Raw genomic sequence first — 16,898 nt, 5'->3', positions numbered from 1 at the left:
GCAACAGTGGCAAACGAATTGTTTTATCGGGTTATTAAGCCTTTTGGAAAACGGGGTCAGGTCTTGCCTTTTGCCCTGCCAGAACCTAAATAAAATATCTCCAATGCTAAGAATACTAAACTCAGAATTGTCCAGATATGAGTTTGCAAGTGATAGGCTTTTAGTTGTAATAAAATGACAACTCATGACCATCGTGACTAAGGGGTTCCAAGATTTGTCAGCTTATGGTTATATTTTATGTCAGTATATGGTTATATTTTTTAGCTAAGTTATTGAAAGCCAGAAGCGGCTTATGTCAGCTTATACTTGCAGCGACATTTTAGTTAGTAGTCGATACCAACACAGCTATTTTATCAAATCCCATACTTAGATTAAGTATGGGGTTTACGATTGAAATTATCGCTTCTCATATAGTTGCTGAGCCATTTTTCTTTCATTATAACCTCTGATAATGGAGCCATTAATATCCAGTAATGGAATGCTATCCCCACCTAGATTTTCATAACGACGCCGACCTTCAGCTGACTTTTCAATATCAAATTCAGTATAGGCAATATTATTTTTATCAAAGAATACTCGCGCTTTTTCACAATATCCACACCAGTCAGTGGCATATAACACCACCTCGTTAGTTTGGTCGTACTTCTTAGGAAATAATGGCCAATTTTGATATATGGCGAATAGAACGCATAAAATAAAAATTTTCTTCACATTATCTTCCTTGATAACTAAAAATGCATCTCACTCTCATACTTTACATAGCATGGTCATCGATTTTAAGTTGTAAAAGCCGATAACTCTTCGAGAGTAATATTTAAAATAGAGGTTAAAAAATAAGCTGAGGATATTAGCATTAATTTTACAGACTTTAAAATTTGCTTTTATACAGTGTGTTACTCATTAACTGAATAGATGATATATGGCATGCTTTTGCTGTACGCGGGGTTTTGTCGCACTTGAATATTAAAAATATCTCAATATAGGCAGTTAAAAACGCTATAATGTGCACAGCAGTTCAAAACCCGCTTCATTCCCTTTAAATACTATCCTTTATTAGAGTCTCACATGATTGAAAAGCAACAGAATAACCCACTTCACGGCCTGAGTTTAGACATCATGATGACTGAGCTGGTTGATTTTTATGATTGGAAAGTACTTTATGCGGCACTGAGGTTGGAGTGCTTTAACCTTAATCCAAGTATGGAAGCGAGTATCAAGTTTCTTAAAAAAACCGAATGGGCTAGAGAGCGAGTTGAGTCTTTCTATCTTTATCGTTTTAAGCAAATGCCAAAAGGTACTGCTGAACAGTTTGAACTAAAGCCAAGAGCTCGCGGGTTTGCTGATGGTATCGTGCCACGTAAGCCACAAGAGTTAACGGTTGAGTTGTTAGATGAACAGCGCGCTAAAGCGACTGAGAATTACGAAGCGATGAAGGCTAAAAATCAGCGTCCTCGTTATGGTAGCGATAAGCCAAGACAACAAGATGCTTATGCGCAAAATCGTAGCTCAGATAAGTCGGGCGCCAAAAGACCTGCGCCATCACAAGACCCAACTAACCCTTGGGGTAAGTAACTCTCTGAGTTAATGGGTTTGAGATAAAACCCATCATTGATAATAAATGCCGCTATTATTGCAACGATAGCGGCATTTTCTATTGCTCAAACTCTGTTAAAATGCACTCGGCAAGTCAATTGGCTGCATACAAGGTGTTTATTAACTCCCCCATTCCCATCATTAATTAGAGTTGTTATGAAACGGATTTTATTCCTAGTATTTATGGCGTTTTCTAACGCAAGCGTCGCAGTAGAACCTTTATTTGAAACGCCAGAAGATATGCAGCCGACATGGGTTGATGATATTTTGTCAGTCTTTGGCGCCGATGGTGAGTTTGATGACACTAAAGCCATCGATATGAGCTATTTACCCACCGCTTATTACACCCCCGAGAAAAAGTTTGGCTTAGGTTTGTTAATGGTGGGGTTATATAAAACTGATGGCGCAGCGGCAGAGGAGCAGCCGTCATCGTTAGTACTGAACTCATTTGTATCGATGAATAATTCTTACGGCGTTGAAGTGGAAAACATGACGTTTTTCAATCAAGGAAAGCAACGTTTATTGCTGCAATTAGAATTGCATAACGAAGCGGCGGTTTATTATGGCCAAGGTATCGAGCAAGGTAATATCGATGCAAATCACCATGAGTTTGAAGAGCAGCTTTATAGTTTTAAACCACGGTGGATGACCGAAGTTGCCAGTAATTTCTTTATTGGTGTTGGCGCAGATTTTATCTATGCCAGCGCTGAAAACTTAGCATTAGTTGAGCCTGAAATGGCGGTAGATGCGACAGAAACATTGCCGAATAATTTTAGTTCTGGCGTGGTAGTGAGTAGTAGTTACGACACCCGAGATTACCGTTTAAATGCCACTAAAGGTTGGTTGTTTCAAGTGGATGCCGGCCTGTATCAAAACGATCAATCATCGTCATTTTCAACTTACAATGTCGAGTTAGCCAATTACATTGATTTAAGCTCTATGTCTGCGCCAGGATTAATCGCTTGGCAACTGCAAGGGCACTTTACTGATGGCGATGTACCTTGGAATTTACTGCCAGATCTAGGTGGCTCTAACGCCATGCGCGGTTATATCAAAGGGCGTTACCGTGACGAGCAAATGATGATGGGCCAAGTTGAGTATCGATTACCGATTTTTCAGCGTTATGGCATGGTTTTTTGGGGCGCGGTGGGCAGCGTTGCGCCTAAAGTGAGCCAATTATCTGATGAGTTAATGACATCCTATGGCACCGGTTTTCGCTTCAATATAAAAGACAATATTAATCTGCGTTTTGATGTCGGTGTGGGTGAAAATGAAACTAACTTCTATCTTAATGTGAATGAAGTTTTTTAATTTACTGTTTGACGTATCAATAACAGGCGAGCATGAATAACACAATTTCTGAATTGCATATAAGCACCACAAGATGGCGAACTTTGGCTAACTCATTGGCCATGTCATTGGCGCTGTCATCTAAGTCAGTGGCTATGTCATTGGTGATGCTCGCCATACTGTATGCGGCAGCTGCTAGTGATGCATTGGGCAATGAAGCCATCGTCAAAGATGCCCTTGCTAGTGAATCTCTTGCTAATGAAACAGACCAGCAATGCAGCCGTAATGCTCATTACAGCATTTATCTTAATGGGATACACACTGGCGAAATGACCAGAACTGAGCATTGGCAAGGCAAATCAGCGGTAGTAACGTCAAACAGTGAAGCCAGTATTTTAGGCATTGGCACCCAATATCAGCAGCGGGCAGAACTGTCTTGGTCTGATGCAACTAATGAATGGTTAACGGATGAGTTTCATCAACAAGTGTCAGGATTTCGCTCACGGGATATGCAAGTCACTTTTGATGACGCAGGGCGACAGTCGCGGGTCGATATTGATGGCGATGTGGATACCTATGTGTCAAAAGAACTCCCTTTGCGCGATGTGGATACCTTGGCGATTCAAATTCGGGAGCATTTATTACAAGGTCGGCAGCAATTCGCCTTAGTAAGGCAAGCCTCTGATGGCATCGAGCCCTACCAGTTTTATGTGCAGCAAAAGCAAACGGTTACACTTGCACCTTGGGGGGAGTTAACCTTGATCCCCGTGGAGCAAACTGGCGATGAAGATGTCACCTACTATTTTGCTGCAGATATGGATTATCAACTGATTAAAGCGCGCTATCACGGCATTATCCTCAAAGGGTTAATTGAACTCGACAGCTACTCTTCATCGTGCGAACCAAGCTCTGTTAAATAACGCCAATTTACAGCATTAAAATCGTTATTCTTGACTATTTTTATGGCAAAAAATAATTTGTGATGGCTGTTATCGGCCTCACAAAACGATTCTCGCAAACTCAGATAATTCATCTCAAGCATTAGCCAATGCTAAGTAAACCCAGACTCTATTCATCGTTAACTCTTGCTGTTATGCCTAGTGCATTTTTTAAGGGCTTATCGGGTTTAAGTTACTTGTGTATCAGTTCTGTCAGTCTATTTGTATCAATTTGTAGGTGGTTGTGAGTTTTGTTGCGAAGCCATTCCATATTACGCCTAAGTCGATATACTACAAAAGTGCTATTTAGCTAACGAAAAATGGATTGTTTGTAGATGAGAAGATTTATCCCATGGCTGTGCAGTATGCTTTTTTTAGCAAGCTTGAGTGCTGTTGCCAATGATGCTTTCCTCAAATTAGAACAATCAATTAAAGGGCTTTCTGCTGCAGAATCGATTGCGTTATTAGACCAATTTGATCTTACAGGCAGCAACTTTGATGCTGAATCTCAAGCAAAGTATTATTTTGTTTATGGCCAGCAGTACGAAAAAACTCGCCAGTTGGAATTAGCTATAGCCAGTTATGATAAAGGTATCGCGCTGGTTAGCTCTTTGGCGGTGACTGATATCTTAATTGATAGCTACTTAGAGCGCTCCTTTGCTAAATATCTCCAAACTAACGATCCTGCGGTTTACTGTGAAGATAGAACACTCGCGCTCCATTATGCTCGTCAGCATAACAACTCAGAATTACTCGCTAAGACATTAACTCAAAATGCTTTTTGTTATACAGAGCCTACAACGGTTCAACAGGGCATTGATTTATTAAGCGAAGCGCTGACAGTCGTTGATAAAAGTAGTGCGCTAAACTTAAACCGTAAAGCTTTGATTTATAATGCGACAGGTAATCTTTATCGGCGTGTGGGATTACATCAACAAGGGTATGAAAACTTTGAAAAAGCCTACCTGACTTGGCAGCGTATTAATGACAAAGAAGACATGTTCAATATGCAACACAATATGCTTAGCGAGGCATTAAGGCTAGGGGATTGGGATAAAGCCCAGCAAAGTCTGACGGTGCAGTTTACCTTGGCCAATGAAGCTAAAGATTATAAAGATTTACTCTTTTTTGCGCACTTAAATACTGGCAGGGTGGCGTTAAGAATGGATGAATTTACGCGTGCCATTGAGCATTTAGAGAAAGCATTGTCATTGCACCATACTTCTCAGGAAAGCTATTTTAAAACCAGCAATTACCTCTATCTTGCGTTAGCATATTTAAGCCATGGTGATGCTGTCAAAGCGGGTGAAATGGCGCGTAAATTTAAACAAGATAAAAGTTTTAGCCAGAACCAGCAAAGCATGATTTTACAGGCGGATGCCATCATTGCGATGGATGAGGGCAATGCCATAACAGCTGTGAATACCTTGTTGAATGTCATTGATTTAGAAAGGGAGGCGCATCAAAGCGTCATTAACAACCAAGTGATCGGTGCTGCACTGGAGCATAATGCCAGCTTGGCAAATTTTGAAAATCAGTTACTGGCGAATAGGCTTGCTATCCATGAACTCAACTTGGCGGCGGTTGAAGATAAAGAGCGAATTTATCAGCTTAATTTAATGTTATTTCTTGTATCTGCAGTGGTGTTATTGGCATTGATTATTTTCCTATTGCTCTCTCGGCGTTCATTAAAGGTTCGTGCAGAAATCGACTTCCTTACTGGGCTTTGTAATCGTGGCCAAACCTTTACCCAAGGCCAGATCATAGTAGAAAAAGCGGCTAAAAAACAACAGTCTTTGGCAGTGATCCTGTTTGATATTGATAACTTCAAAACCATTAATGACACTTATGGACATCATGTAGGCGATCTCGCCCTAAAATCGCTGTCAAAAAGAGCAAAAGCGTTACTCAAAAACAGTGACTTGATTGGCAGAATTGGCGGTGAAGAGTTTTTGATTGTGTTGCCAAACACCGATATGGATCAAGCTTTTACTATCTCTGAACGTTTGCGCCATGGCATAGCATCTCAAGCATTCCACTTTGATGATATTACGATCAATTTAACGGTGAGCATGGGGGTGGTAAATAATATTGATAGCACTAAGTCATTATTTGATTTAGCAAAAATAGCAGATGAAGCACTGTACCGAGCTAAATATGCAGGTAAAAATAAAGTGCACCTTGCTGCTGAGTGCGCATAACCCTTACCAAAAACAGCTTGGCTAATGCAGTCCTATTAGCAAGTGTAATTAGCTAACCTTTAACGCTCTCTTTGCACCGTAATGGTGCAAAGTTTGTTTCAAAATCCTGCATTTATGATCCATTTCTGTGTTTTTTTTAATGTGTTCTTTCCCTTCGGATAAATTATTTAATCAATAAATTCAGTGTCTAATGTTTAGTTTCTAACCATTTTAGTGCAAAGCGCCAAAAGCTGGCATGTAACCTGAAACATTTTTAGGCAGTTGAATAATTGTTTAGGTAATGGAAGGGAATAAATATGACCACAAGACCGCTAATATTTACAGACATGGACGGTACTTTACTTGATCACTTTGATTACAGTTTCTCCAGCGCAATAGCGGTAATTGAAGGATTAAATGAAAAGCAAATTCCTATTATCCCTAATACCAGTAAAACGTTTGCCGAAATGGAAAAGTTTCAGCAAACCATTGGTTTTAACTCACCGTTTATTTCAGAAAATGGCGCAGTGATCTACATTCCCATTGGTTACTTTGACACTCAGCCTCAAGACACCTTTACCCAAGGGTATTATTGGGTAAAAGAATTTTGTGAGCCAAGAAGCCATTGGTTAACCTTACTGGAAACCGAGGCCAAAGCATTTACAGAAGATTACCTTGGTTTTTCATCTCTGACAGCCGAAGAGCTTTGTGAGCTAACGGATTTAACCCCAGAAAAAGCCACTCTGGCCTTGGTAAGGCATTACTCTGAGCCGTTATTGTGGACCGGTGATGACACTCGAAAGCAAGCCTTTATGGCCCATATGAATAGCCTAGGCGCGAATATGCTCCAAGGCGGGCGTTTCTTACATGTTGGCGGCCATACAGATAAAGGCCGCGCCATGGACTGGTTAGCCCAGCAATATGCCAATGCTTATCAAACCAGCGTGCAAACCATTGCCCTCGGTGACAGTGGTAACGACAGCGCCATGCTAGAGGCGGCTGATATTGCCATTCAAATTAAATCTCCCACTCATACTTTTCCAAAAATCGATACCACATCAACACCGATTCAAAGTAGCCAATACGGCCCTAAAGGCTGGGCAGAATGCCTAGAAGCTTTGTTTTTAAACCCAAATTCTTCAACATCATTGAAGCTTGAGGAGGCATAACATGGCTGATTTTTACCAAAATGGCATAGTGACTACCCTACATAATCTGACCCAGCGTACCCATGAAGAGATGGAGCAGGACTTACTTAAATTTGCTAAAACGCGGCCGTTAGGGCTGATTTTACCTTCGCTGTATTCAGAGCTAGAGGGTGAAGCCTTACCTGCAATTATTAGTAAATTAAAAGACGTGCCTTACTTAAATGAAATTGTGATTGGGCTTGATAGGGCCGATAAAGAGCAATATAAACAGGCGCTGGGTTTTTTTAATCAGCTGCCACAACACCATAGAGTACTTTGGAATGACGGCCCCAGACTGCAAGCCCTTGATGCTAAATTAAGTGAGTTGGGCCTTGCGCCGAAAGAGCTCGGTAAAGGCCGTAACGTTTGGTACTGCATGGGTTATATTTTGGCGTCCGGCAAAACGGAATCAGTGGCACTGCATGATTGCGATATTGTCACCTATGAAAAATCCCTGCTGGCAAGATTGTTATATCCGGTGGCCAATCCACAGTTTAATTACGAGTTCAGTAAAGGTTTTTATGCCCGCATGTCCAACGGCAAAATTAATGGCCGCGTGTCTCGACTATTGGTCACGCCATTGATTAAAGCCTTACAAAGAGTGGTGGGTCATAATGATTATTTAGAATATATGGACAGCTTTCGTTATCCATTAGCCGGTGAGTTTTCATTTAGACGTGATGTGTTAAACGATTTACGTATTCCAAGTGATTGGGGCTTAGAGATTGGGGTGCTGAGTGAGATGCATCGTAACTATGCTCATAACCGTATTTGTCAGGTGGACATTGCGGATAATTACGATCACAAACATCAGGATTTATCCCTAGATAATGCGGAAGCGGGCTTATCAAAAATGTCGATTGATATCACCAAGGCGTTTTATCGTAAATTGGCTACCCAAGGGGAAACCTTTAGTACCGAAGCCTTTAGAACCCTAAAAGCGACCTATTATCGTATCGCCCTCGATTATGTGGAAACTTACCATAATGATGCGCTTATGAATGGGCTCACCACCGATATCCATACTGAAGAAAAAGCCGTAGAAATGTTTGCCCAAAATATTGTGACCGCTGGGCAGCGTTTTCTTGATAACCCAATGGAAACCCCTTTTATGCCAACATGGAGCCGGGTGATCAGCGCTATGCCTGATGTGCTTGAGCAGCTCAAAGAAGCGGTAGAGGCTGATAATGCAGAGTTTATGTAATTATGAGTGAGATTTTAGGATACCCGCGAGCAGGGCAAGCTCGCAGGTTTGAAGAGGTCAAAATGGCAGACATTAATGCACTTAAGCAAAAGCTAATTCAGCAGTTAGGTTGTATTTATCAAGATATCACACTAGATGTGTCAGTGGATGATCTTGCTGAGCAATTGATTAACACCATGAATATTAGTGTCGATTGTGATGAGCCACATCCCTATGCCAATCATTGGTCGCAGCACGATGTCATCATGATCACCTATGGTGATAGCATTATTCAAGAGGGGCAAAAGCCGTTATCCATTCTTGCAGAATTTATGGATAACTACCTTGAGTGCATCAATGGGGTGCATATCTTGCCATTCTTTCCTTATAGTTCGGATGATGGCTTTGCTGTAATTGATTACTCAAGTGTCAATGATGCCTTAGGTGATTGGTCGGATATTGAGTTAATTGCCAACAAACGCAGATTAATGTCTGATTTAGTGATTAATCACTGCTCTAGCCGTAGCGCGTGGTTTCAAAACTTCATTAAAGGTGAGGGCCTAGGTCATGATTACTTTTTTACCGCTAAGCCTGAGGATGATTTATCTGCGGTAGTGCGGCCACGGACATCTGATTTACTAAGGCCCACAGATACCGCTAAAGGTCTGCAGCATGTGTGGTGCACCTTTAGTCATGACCAAGTGGATTTTGACTTTAGAAACCCGCAAGTGCTGCTGGAGTTTGTGAAGATCATCAGACAATACCTTGATGCAGGCGTGAATATTTTCCGTTTAGATGCAGTGGCGTTTTTATGGAAAATCGTCGGCACTAAATCGATTAATCTAGTGCAAACCCATGAAGTGATTAGATTACTACGCACCCTTATTGAGCATGCGCAACATAATGCGGTGGTGATCACCGAAACCAACATACCCAATACCCAAAACCTAACCTATTTTGGTAATGCTAACGAAGCCCATTGTATTTATAACTTTTCATTGCCGCCGTTATTGATTAATACCTTGATCACTGGCAGTTGTTTATACCTTAAACGTTGGCAGATGAGTATGCCGCCCGCGCAGGACGGCACCACTTACTTTAACTTTATTGCCTCCCACGATGGTGTAGGGCTAAGACCTGCTGAAGGCTTATTAGATGAGGATGAAATTAACACCCTAGTGGAAACCATGGTGTCATTTGGCGGCAAAATATCTAGCCGCACCTCTGAAGAGGGGGAGCAAAAGCCCTATGAAATGAACATTGCTTTAATTGACGCCTTACAAGGCACAGTGAAAGGTAAAGATGAGTTTGGTTTAGCTCGCTTTAGCTGCGCCCACGCGATTATGCTGGGGCTTGAGGGCATACCAGGTATTTATATTCATAGCTTGTTAGGCACTGGCAATGATTATGAAAAGCTAGCCAATACCTCCCATAACCGGGCTATTAACCGTCATCGCTGGGACTATGAAGAGCTAAGTCGATTACTAGCCGATGATAATAATCAGCACAGTAAAGTGCTGGCATCATTAACTAAGCTAATTAGTATTCGTACACGGCAGCGAGCATTTAACCCTAATGCGACCCAGTTTACGTTGCATTTAGGTTTACAGTTATTTGGTTTCTGGCGTCAAAGCCGTGATAGACGACAAAGTATTTTTTGTATCAGTAATATTACCGATCAAGTGATGGAGCTGCCGTTGGCTGAACTGAATTTAATTGGCACTGAAACCTGGTTTGATCTCATTGATGGTGAGGTGATTGCAGATATTAATGCAGTAATGTTACTTGAGCCCTATCAAACGGTGTGGATCAGTAACGTGGCTTAGTGTAAAAACCGCTTAAAAGATAAATTGCTTAAAATCAGCAACCTAAAGCAAAGGGCTAACCTTGCTTTAGGGTCACTTTTTATATCGTTATTTTTTAGCTAAAGTGCTGTTATTTCGCTAAAGTGCTGTTACTTAGCTAAAGTATAAAGCTTTAAAATACCTTCTAAACCATTCGAAGATTCATTTAAATTGGTGGCGATATTAACTGATCGCTGCGCACTATCCTTGATGCTTTCTGCTTGACCGCGAATATCTTTAAGCTGGCCGGCAATATCCCGCGCTGCCGCACTTTGCTCTTCTGATGAGGTTGCTATTTGACTACTCATATCAAACACATGGCTAATAGAGCCAACCATTTGATCCACATCGTTACCGACAGACTCAATGGCATTACGGCCTTTATCTGCCTGCGCCACAATATCGGTGGTGATGTGCGAAAGAGTATTGGTGTCTTGCTGTAGTCCCTCAATCATGGTTTGAATCTCAACTGTCGCTTGCTGAGTGCGACTGGCTAAGGTGCGCACTTCATCAGCAACCACGGCAAAGCCTCGGCCTTGCTCACCGGCGCGAGCCGCTTCAATAGCAGCATTTAGGGCTAACAGGTTGGTTTGTTCTGAAATGCTGTTAATGGTGGTGACCACAGCGCCGATATTAGCGGCGGCGGTAGATAATTCAGCGACAGAGCTTGAGGCTTCTGAAATTCTGCCTGTTAAGGTGCTAATACGGGTAACGGCTTCAGTAATTTGCACCTGGCTGTTATTAGCTTGGGCTGAGTTGAGCTGAGTCTGCTCAGAGGTATTCGAGGCATTGTGGGATACTTCCTCAATGGCTGCGGTCATTTGCGCCATAGCAACTGATACCGTATCTAAAAAATCATGTTGGTACTGGGTTAACTGCTCACTTTGTTGCGCCTGTTGATTAAACTCAACCGCAGCACCAGCTAGTGTTTCAGCATTAACTGCAATGGCTGACACCATTTCACTCATATTATCGGCGCTGCGATCAATTTCACGGGCAATAACACTGAAATCATCGCTACCAAAAAAATTCAGTCGCTGGCTTAAATCACCGTCTGCAAGGCGCTTAATGGCAATATACATATCCCACAGGCCGCCACCAAGGGAGGTCGAGATCCAATAGCAAACCAGATATAAGGGCAATAAGCTCAATAAGGCTATCATCATTATGTTTTTAGTAGCTGATTTTGCTGCCATTTCAATTTGGGTGACATTAATAGTGGTTACAAGTGCTTGATTGCCAACCGCAGCACTGACGGTAATGTTATCGCCGCTACGTTTGGCGGCGCTCATATAACCCACAGACGCATTTATTTGTCGGGCAAAGTCAGCAAGTGCATCGTCTGATAAGTTTTGAGCCTTGGCACTGTTCGCGTAAGCATCAATGGTTGTTTGGGCAAATTGCTGTGATGACTGGCTTATTTGGCTATTGCTATTAAGGTAATTTGTCAGTGCTATAGCTGCGGTAAAAAAGGTGACTAGGGTACAAATAACCCAAAATTTACCATTTAGGCTCAGCTTAATTAGTACGGCATCGACTTTGCGAAAACTAATTTGTTTCATTTGAAATCCTCGGCGTAAGCCTTAGTCTTGGTATGTAACTGATATAAAAGGAATAGCTTTAAAATAAATTGACGCTAATCCCAGTGTTAAATGATTGGCGTTATTTGCCTTATTGTTAAAAGACCGCCGCATACAAACATATCGGCAATTGGCGGTAAAAGTTTAATAATAATCTTGTTTATATCCGAGGCAAAACAGAGGGCAAAATTGGCGAGACAATTAGCTTTAAAGATAAATTAAGCGCTTATATTTAGGGCGTTTATTTTATTATGTTGGGTTAAATTTGCTAGTTTGACTTATTGTCAGTGGCGCTGCTTATATTTTAAACAGAGTTTATTAGCTACTTTGTCGCAAGCTGTCATTAGGCCGCAAAAATAATTATAAATACAGGTACAGGTGAAAGTACAAATAGTGAAGGATAACTATTCTAAGCCAGGTATGGATATCGATGACATCCTGTCAGACCTTCATTGCTGTTTTCATGCACTTTTTTTAATTTTTTAAATACCATTAAACTCATACACCAATCATGTAGCCAGCTTCACAGTGCTCATTGAATGTGTATAAAGGAATTATCCATGAGCCAAGACACGGAATTAGTCATCAATGAAATTACCCAAGATGCGAAAAATATGGCGCGACTATGTTGGGTTGGCACCTTGTTTTTCGGCTTCATTCCGGCGCTGGTATTGTTGTTTGTGAAACAAGATGATGACTATATCCAAGCACAATCAAAAGAGGCGTTGAATTGGTTTCTCACTGGTGTCGTTGGTTATAGTATTGGGTTTATGCTTTTCTTTAGCTTAATGGGAGTCATGCTTACTTTAGTATTGGCTATCAGTCATTTGGTCTTTTGTACCATAGGCGCTTTAGCCACCTCCAAAGGCGACAGTTTCCGCGTGCCCTTAGCCTGCGATTAATTAAGTAAACTGAAGTCAAATCCCATGGTGACAGTTTTAGGGGCTGAAAAATGTATATAGCAGCCACTAGGGCCTTTATCGCGTGTCAGTAATGGGCTTTTTCAGTAATTTACGTTGCAGCGTTCTTCTGTGCATCCCCAATAGCCTTGCCGTGGCAGAAATGTTGCCATTATTGGCGGTCAGAACCTGTTGAATATGCTCCCACTCTAGTAGCTTGGGCGAAATCGGCTGCTCAGACAATAACGGCTCATTTTGCTCATTGGGGCTAACATTGAGGGCGTTTAATAAGGTTTGGGTATCAACGGGTTTGGCTAAGTAATTGTCGGCACCTAATCTGATGGCTTCAACTGCAGTGGCAATACTGGCGTAGCCTGTTAGTAATACGATTAATGCGTTAGGCAGGTATTGGCGCAGCGGGGTGATTAACGCTAAACCATTCTTATCGGCCAATTTCATGTCTAATAAAATATGACTCGGTGCATGCTGGCGGGCTTTTAATAAGCTTTGCTCCGCACTGTTACATTGCACGCAGTTAAACCCATGACGGCTTAAGCGGCTGGCGAGCACGGCGGCTAAGGCGCTATCATCTTCAATAATGAGTAAGTTATTCATACCTAATAAGCCTATTTTTCTATGGGTAAGGTTACAGTGGCAATCATGCCTTGCTCTGGGTTGGGTTGTAGGGTTAGTTTGCCGCCTAAGCGCTCAAAACTGGCATGGCTTAATAACACTGCAATCCCTAAGCCTTTGGGGCTTTCAATCATTTTATGGCCAAGTTTTTCCAGCAAACTTTCAGACATACCTTCACCAAAATCGTAAATGCCAATGCTTAGCCCAACTTGTTTATCTAAGGTGATTTTTATCGCTACTTTTTGGGTTTGAATATTTTCCTGACTGGCTCTGGCGGCATTTTCAATTAATGCCAATAATGCCGGTAATAGACTCATATCGGTGAGAATTTCTACTCGGTCAGCGTTGTCAGCCAGGGTTAAAGACAGCTGAATTTCAGGCATGAGTAAATTAACTTGCTCTTGCAGGCTACTGGTTAAATTATTCACGGTTTGCGAGTGCATTTTTTCCGATCGAATAGACTCGGTGGCCTGCCTTAAATCTGTTAGGCTTTTCTCGCAGCGATTCAGCGCCTTATTCATTTCAAGCTGTAAGTGACCCGCTTGATTATCTTCGCCAAGCTCTTCTAATAATAGCCTTAAAGTGGCCAGTGGCGTAGCCAATTGGTGAGCCATTTGTGCTGATACTGTGCCCAGCGCCAATAGCTTTTCTTGGCGCATTTGCGCTTCGCGCAAGTAATGTAATTGGGCGTTTTTTTGGCGAATTTTTTTAGCAATAAACGCCACCGTGGTGGTGAGTACAAATGCTGAAATAACAAAGTTAAACCACATGCCTAAGTAGTGGGAACTCATGTCCATACCATGGTGCATGCTGTGATCGGGTTGAGTAAAAATCATCGCACTGTAGGCGGCGGTAGAAATAAGCGCCAAACACCAAGGGGCCCATTGTGGCAACATGACAGCAGCGATGGCGATAGGCAATAAAAGCAATGAAATAAAGGCATTAGCTGAGCCACCAGTACAATACAGCCATATAATCCAAAATAGGGTATCTAGCAATAAGGTGGCAAACAATAATTGGTTTTGGTTAATGGCGTAACGAACGCGAAAGCCAATAGCGACATAGACAGCTTCAACAGCAAGAATAAAGTTGAGTTCCATTGGTGGGGCGGTTAAGCCAAATAACTGAGTCGCAAATAAGATCAAGCCTATTTTTAATAGCCAATAAATGAGCCGTAATGCGGATAGTTGTGCTGTTGGCGTGCCCATTAAAGCCGCTGATTTTGCGACGTTATTATTGTGGATTTTATTATTATTGATTTGATTATTGGTCACGTTGTTATTGTTTACCTTTTTTATTTTTAGTGGGGTAAATAACTTGGTATAAGTGATGATACATTAATTGAATTATGCAGACTTTAACATCACATCTTGTTTATTTTGTGCGGAGGAGCAAAGCAAGCGTTTTAGGCGGTATTCCCTTTTGCATCAATGAAATATATTTATCTTTTTCGCCAGCTTTTTATAGTAAAAAGCCAAACTATGATGCTGTTATCCAATGCCCAGTAGTATTAAATGCCCAGTATCAATTACCCAGTATCGATGACCTAGGCTGAAATTATTAACTCATAAAGCGATAATATGGTTTATATCGTTCTGTTTTAAAAGGTTAATTTGACTTGCTAATATCAATCGTGGTTATATTTTAAACCTTGAGTGCCACTGTGATGCTTTAATCAAGCTGTTATTGGGCATTAAGTATCAATATAGATAGTAAAGGACAACTATTTTAAGCCCTGATATGGATATCAATCATATCCTTTCAGATCTGCTGGATAGTGTTTATTACTTTTTCTATTTGCTACGAACTAAATACTAAATACTAAATACCGCTAAAGTCTTGCACCCAGTTTTAGTGGGTTCATTGGGTGTCTATAAAGGAATGAATAATGAGCGAAAATACCGACGTAGTGATAAATGAAATTTCACAAGATAGTAAAAATATGGCGCTGTTGTGCTGGATTGGTACCATCTTTTTTGGGTTTATCCCCTCGTTGGTGTTGTATCTAGTCAAAGAAGATGATGCATACCTTAGAGAGCAGTCTAAAGAGGCGCTGAACTGGTCAATTACTGCCACCATTGGTTATTTCATTTCGTTCATTCTTACTTTCATTTTAATTGGGGTGTTATTTACCTTGGTATTGGGCGTTTGTCATTTGGTCTTTTGCATTATGGGCGCGATTGCCACATCAAAAGGTGATAACTTTCGCGTGCCATATACTTTGCGATTAATTAAGTAAATCTGCTGTCAGTTATTGAGCCATTAATGACTCAATAACGTCTATTAACAACGAAAGGATATTGTTGTGGAAAGTAATGTTTTTGACCGTCGCAATACAGACGACACCCTGATCAGTCCCACTTTTTATAATCTTGTTATTGGCTTAACACTCTGCTGGGGCTTTGGCGTTAATTGGTGGATGGTGACAAATATTTCACCGCAAGCAATTGCAGATATTAATTCGTGGGTGTTTTTTATCGGGTATTTTGCGTCATGCTTTGTGGGTGTTTATCTATTTTCCTCATCTGATAAACCCATTGTTAGTTTTGCTGGCTACAACTTTGTGGTGGTGCCATTTGGCTTCATTATTAATTTAGTGGTGAGCCAATATGATGCCGCATTAGTATCAGAAGCCATTCGGATTACAGGGCTAGTGACTATCGGCATGATGTGTCTAGGAACGTTATTTCCGGCGTTTTTTAGTAAAATCGCTGGTGCGCTAACCATTGCTTTATTGTTAGTGATTGTCGTTGAGCTGATTGAAATATACGTGTTTGGTATTCATCACGGCATATTAGATTGGATTGTGGTGCTGATTTTTTGTGGCTACATAGGCTATGACTGGGGCCGTGCCAATCAAATTCCGAAAACAGTAGATAATGCTATTGATAGTGCTGCAGCCCTGTATATGGATATCATTAACTTGTTCCTTAGAATTTTGCGTATTCTGGGTCGTAAGTAAAATCGAGTAAGGCAACACCAACAGAGCCATAAGGCGCTGTTGGTGTCAGTCAGATCATCCAAGGAGAAGCCTGTTGCAACTCGTAAAGCCAAGTGGCTACTACCAGCAAAGCTATATTGATTATATTACCGAGCTAGGGGATGAAGAGCGCTACCCGTTTCCGCTTGATTTTGACCACAGTGATTTTGGCGCAATGCTCGAAAAAATCAGTGACTTTGCCCGCGGGCAGAATTTACCTGCAGGTTATGTGGCCAGTGAAACTTATTGGTTAGTGGAAGGTGATGAGCTCTTAGGTGTCGCCAATTTACGCTTAACTCTCAATGATAATATTCGTTATTGTGGCGGCCATATTGGACTCGGTATTCGACCGCGTTTTCGAGGTAAAGGCTTAGGGGTTGAATTGCTGGCGCAAACTATCGCATTGGCAAAGGGTAAAGGCATCAATGAGCTGCATATTCATTGTTATAAGCACAATCTTGCCTCGGCAAAAATGATCATCGCCAATGGCGGGGTGCTTGATTCTGAAATTGAATTAGATACTCAAAGCAATGAGAAAAATCAGCAAGATAACGCTGCGGCAATAATACAGCGCTATCGAGTATCTTGAAT

15 protein-coding genes are annotated in these 16,898 nt (G+C 41.4%); 11 read left to right on the top strand and 4 right to left on the bottom strand.

Translation table 11 applies throughout. The annotated features are described in order from the left end of the window. Positions 1 to 396: 396 nt before the first annotated feature. Entirely contained in the window at positions 397 to 711 is a 315-nt protein-coding gene (locus tag Q4533_RS18175; RefSeq protein WP_198589948.1) for a glutaredoxin family protein, read from the bottom strand. Positions 712 to 1,065: 354 nt separating this feature from the next. On the opposite strand from Q4533_RS18175, the gene Q4533_RS18170 reads away from it, so the two are divergent. The 7 genes from Q4533_RS18170 to Q4533_RS18140 all read left to right on the top strand — a co-directional run bounded on the left by Q4533_RS18170 (position 1,066) and on the right by Q4533_RS18140 (position 10,197). Next, complete coding sequence (locus Q4533_RS18170; protein WP_102439395.1) at positions 1,066 to 1,572, top strand: VF530 family DNA-binding protein; 507 nt, start codon at positions 1,066 to 1,068, stop codon at positions 1,570 to 1,572. 177 nt (positions 1,573 to 1,749) lie between these two features. Then, positions 1,750 to 2,904: a BamA/TamA family outer membrane protein gene (locus tag Q4533_RS18165; protein ID WP_303503674.1), complete on the top strand. Its 1,155-nt coding sequence runs from the start codon at positions 1,750 to 1,752 to the stop codon at positions 2,902 to 2,904. Between the two features lie 32 nt (positions 2,905 to 2,936). Then, entirely contained in the window at positions 2,937 to 3,803 is an 867-nt protein-coding gene (locus Q4533_RS18160) for a hypothetical protein (protein ID WP_368389910.1), read from the top strand. 383 nt (positions 3,804 to 4,186) lie between these two features. Continuing rightward, the gene (locus Q4533_RS18155; RefSeq protein WP_303503672.1) at positions 4,187 to 6,022 is read left to right on the top strand and encodes a GGDEF domain-containing protein; all 1,836 of its coding nucleotides are present in this window, start codon (positions 4,187 to 4,189) and stop codon (positions 6,020 to 6,022) included. A 296-nt stretch (positions 6,023 to 6,318) separates the two neighbouring features. After that, positions 6,319 to 7,170, top strand: a complete 852-nt coding sequence (locus Q4533_RS18150) for a mannosyl-3-phosphoglycerate phosphatase (RefSeq protein ID WP_102475956.1) — start codon at positions 6,319 to 6,321, stop codon at positions 7,168 to 7,170. Position 7,171: 1 nt separating this feature from the next. Continuing rightward, positions 7,172 to 8,392, top strand: coding sequence for a glycosyl transferase (locus tag Q4533_RS18145; protein ID WP_076538328.1), 1,221 nt, complete (start codon positions 7,172 to 7,174; stop codon positions 8,390 to 8,392). A gap of 62 nt (positions 8,393 to 8,454) precedes the next feature. Further along, positions 8,455 to 10,197, top strand: a complete 1,743-nt coding sequence (locus tag Q4533_RS18140) for a sugar phosphorylase (protein ID WP_303503670.1) — start codon at positions 8,455 to 8,457, stop codon at positions 10,195 to 10,197. A gap of 128 nt (positions 10,198 to 10,325) precedes the next feature. Here the strand turns inward: Q4533_RS18140 and Q4533_RS18135 are convergent, their stop codons facing one another. Beyond that, positions 10,326 to 11,777, bottom strand: a complete 1,452-nt coding sequence (locus Q4533_RS18135) for a methyl-accepting chemotaxis protein (protein ID WP_303503668.1) — start codon at positions 11,775 to 11,777, stop codon at positions 10,326 to 10,328. 578 nt (positions 11,778 to 12,355) lie between these two features. Between Q4533_RS18135 and Q4533_RS18130 the strand changes: the two genes are divergently transcribed. Then, positions 12,356 to 12,697 carry a DUF4870 domain-containing protein gene (locus tag Q4533_RS18130; RefSeq protein ID WP_102530981.1) on the top strand — a complete coding sequence of 114 codons (342 nt, stop codon included), beginning with the start codon at positions 12,356 to 12,358 and terminating at the stop codon, positions 12,695 to 12,697. 75 nt (positions 12,698 to 12,772) lie between these two features. On the opposite strand, the gene Q4533_RS18125 is transcribed toward Q4533_RS18130, so the two are convergent. After that, the gene (locus Q4533_RS18125; protein WP_102439401.1) at positions 12,773 to 13,309 is read right to left on the bottom strand and encodes a response regulator transcription factor; all 537 of its coding nucleotides are present in this window, start codon (positions 13,307 to 13,309) and stop codon (positions 12,773 to 12,775) included. An 11-nt stretch (positions 13,310 to 13,320) separates the two neighbouring features. Next, positions 13,321 to 14,601, bottom strand: coding sequence for a sensor histidine kinase (locus tag Q4533_RS18120; protein WP_368389908.1), 1,281 nt, complete (start codon positions 14,599 to 14,601; stop codon positions 13,321 to 13,323). Positions 14,602 to 15,215: 614 nt separating this feature from the next. On the opposite strand from Q4533_RS18120, the gene Q4533_RS18115 reads away from it, so the two are divergent. From Q4533_RS18115 to Q4533_RS18105, 3 genes are all read left to right on the top strand, one after another. Then, on the top strand, positions 15,216 to 15,566 hold the full coding sequence (locus tag Q4533_RS18115) for a DUF4870 domain-containing protein (RefSeq protein WP_102439402.1): 351 nt from the start codon (positions 15,216 to 15,218) through the stop codon (positions 15,564 to 15,566). A 60-nt stretch (positions 15,567 to 15,626) separates the two neighbouring features. Continuing rightward, positions 15,627 to 16,289 (top strand): Bax inhibitor-1 family protein, encoded by a 663-nt coding sequence (locus Q4533_RS18110; RefSeq protein ID WP_303503677.1) that lies wholly within the window; start codon positions 15,627 to 15,629, stop codon positions 16,287 to 16,289. A gap of 73 nt (positions 16,290 to 16,362) precedes the next feature. Further along, entirely contained in the window at positions 16,363 to 16,896 is a 534-nt protein-coding gene (locus Q4533_RS18105; protein ID WP_303411474.1) for a GNAT family N-acetyltransferase, read from the top strand. The last annotated feature ends 2 nt before the right edge of the window (positions 16,897 to 16,898 follow it).

Source organism: Shewanella sp. 6_MG-2023 (genome assembly GCF_030547195.1).
Lineage (GTDB): Bacteria > Pseudomonadota > Gammaproteobacteria > Enterobacterales > Shewanellaceae > Shewanella.
The sequence above is the reverse complement of the archived record's forward strand: the minus strand, read 5'-3'. Positions and strand labels throughout refer to the sequence as shown.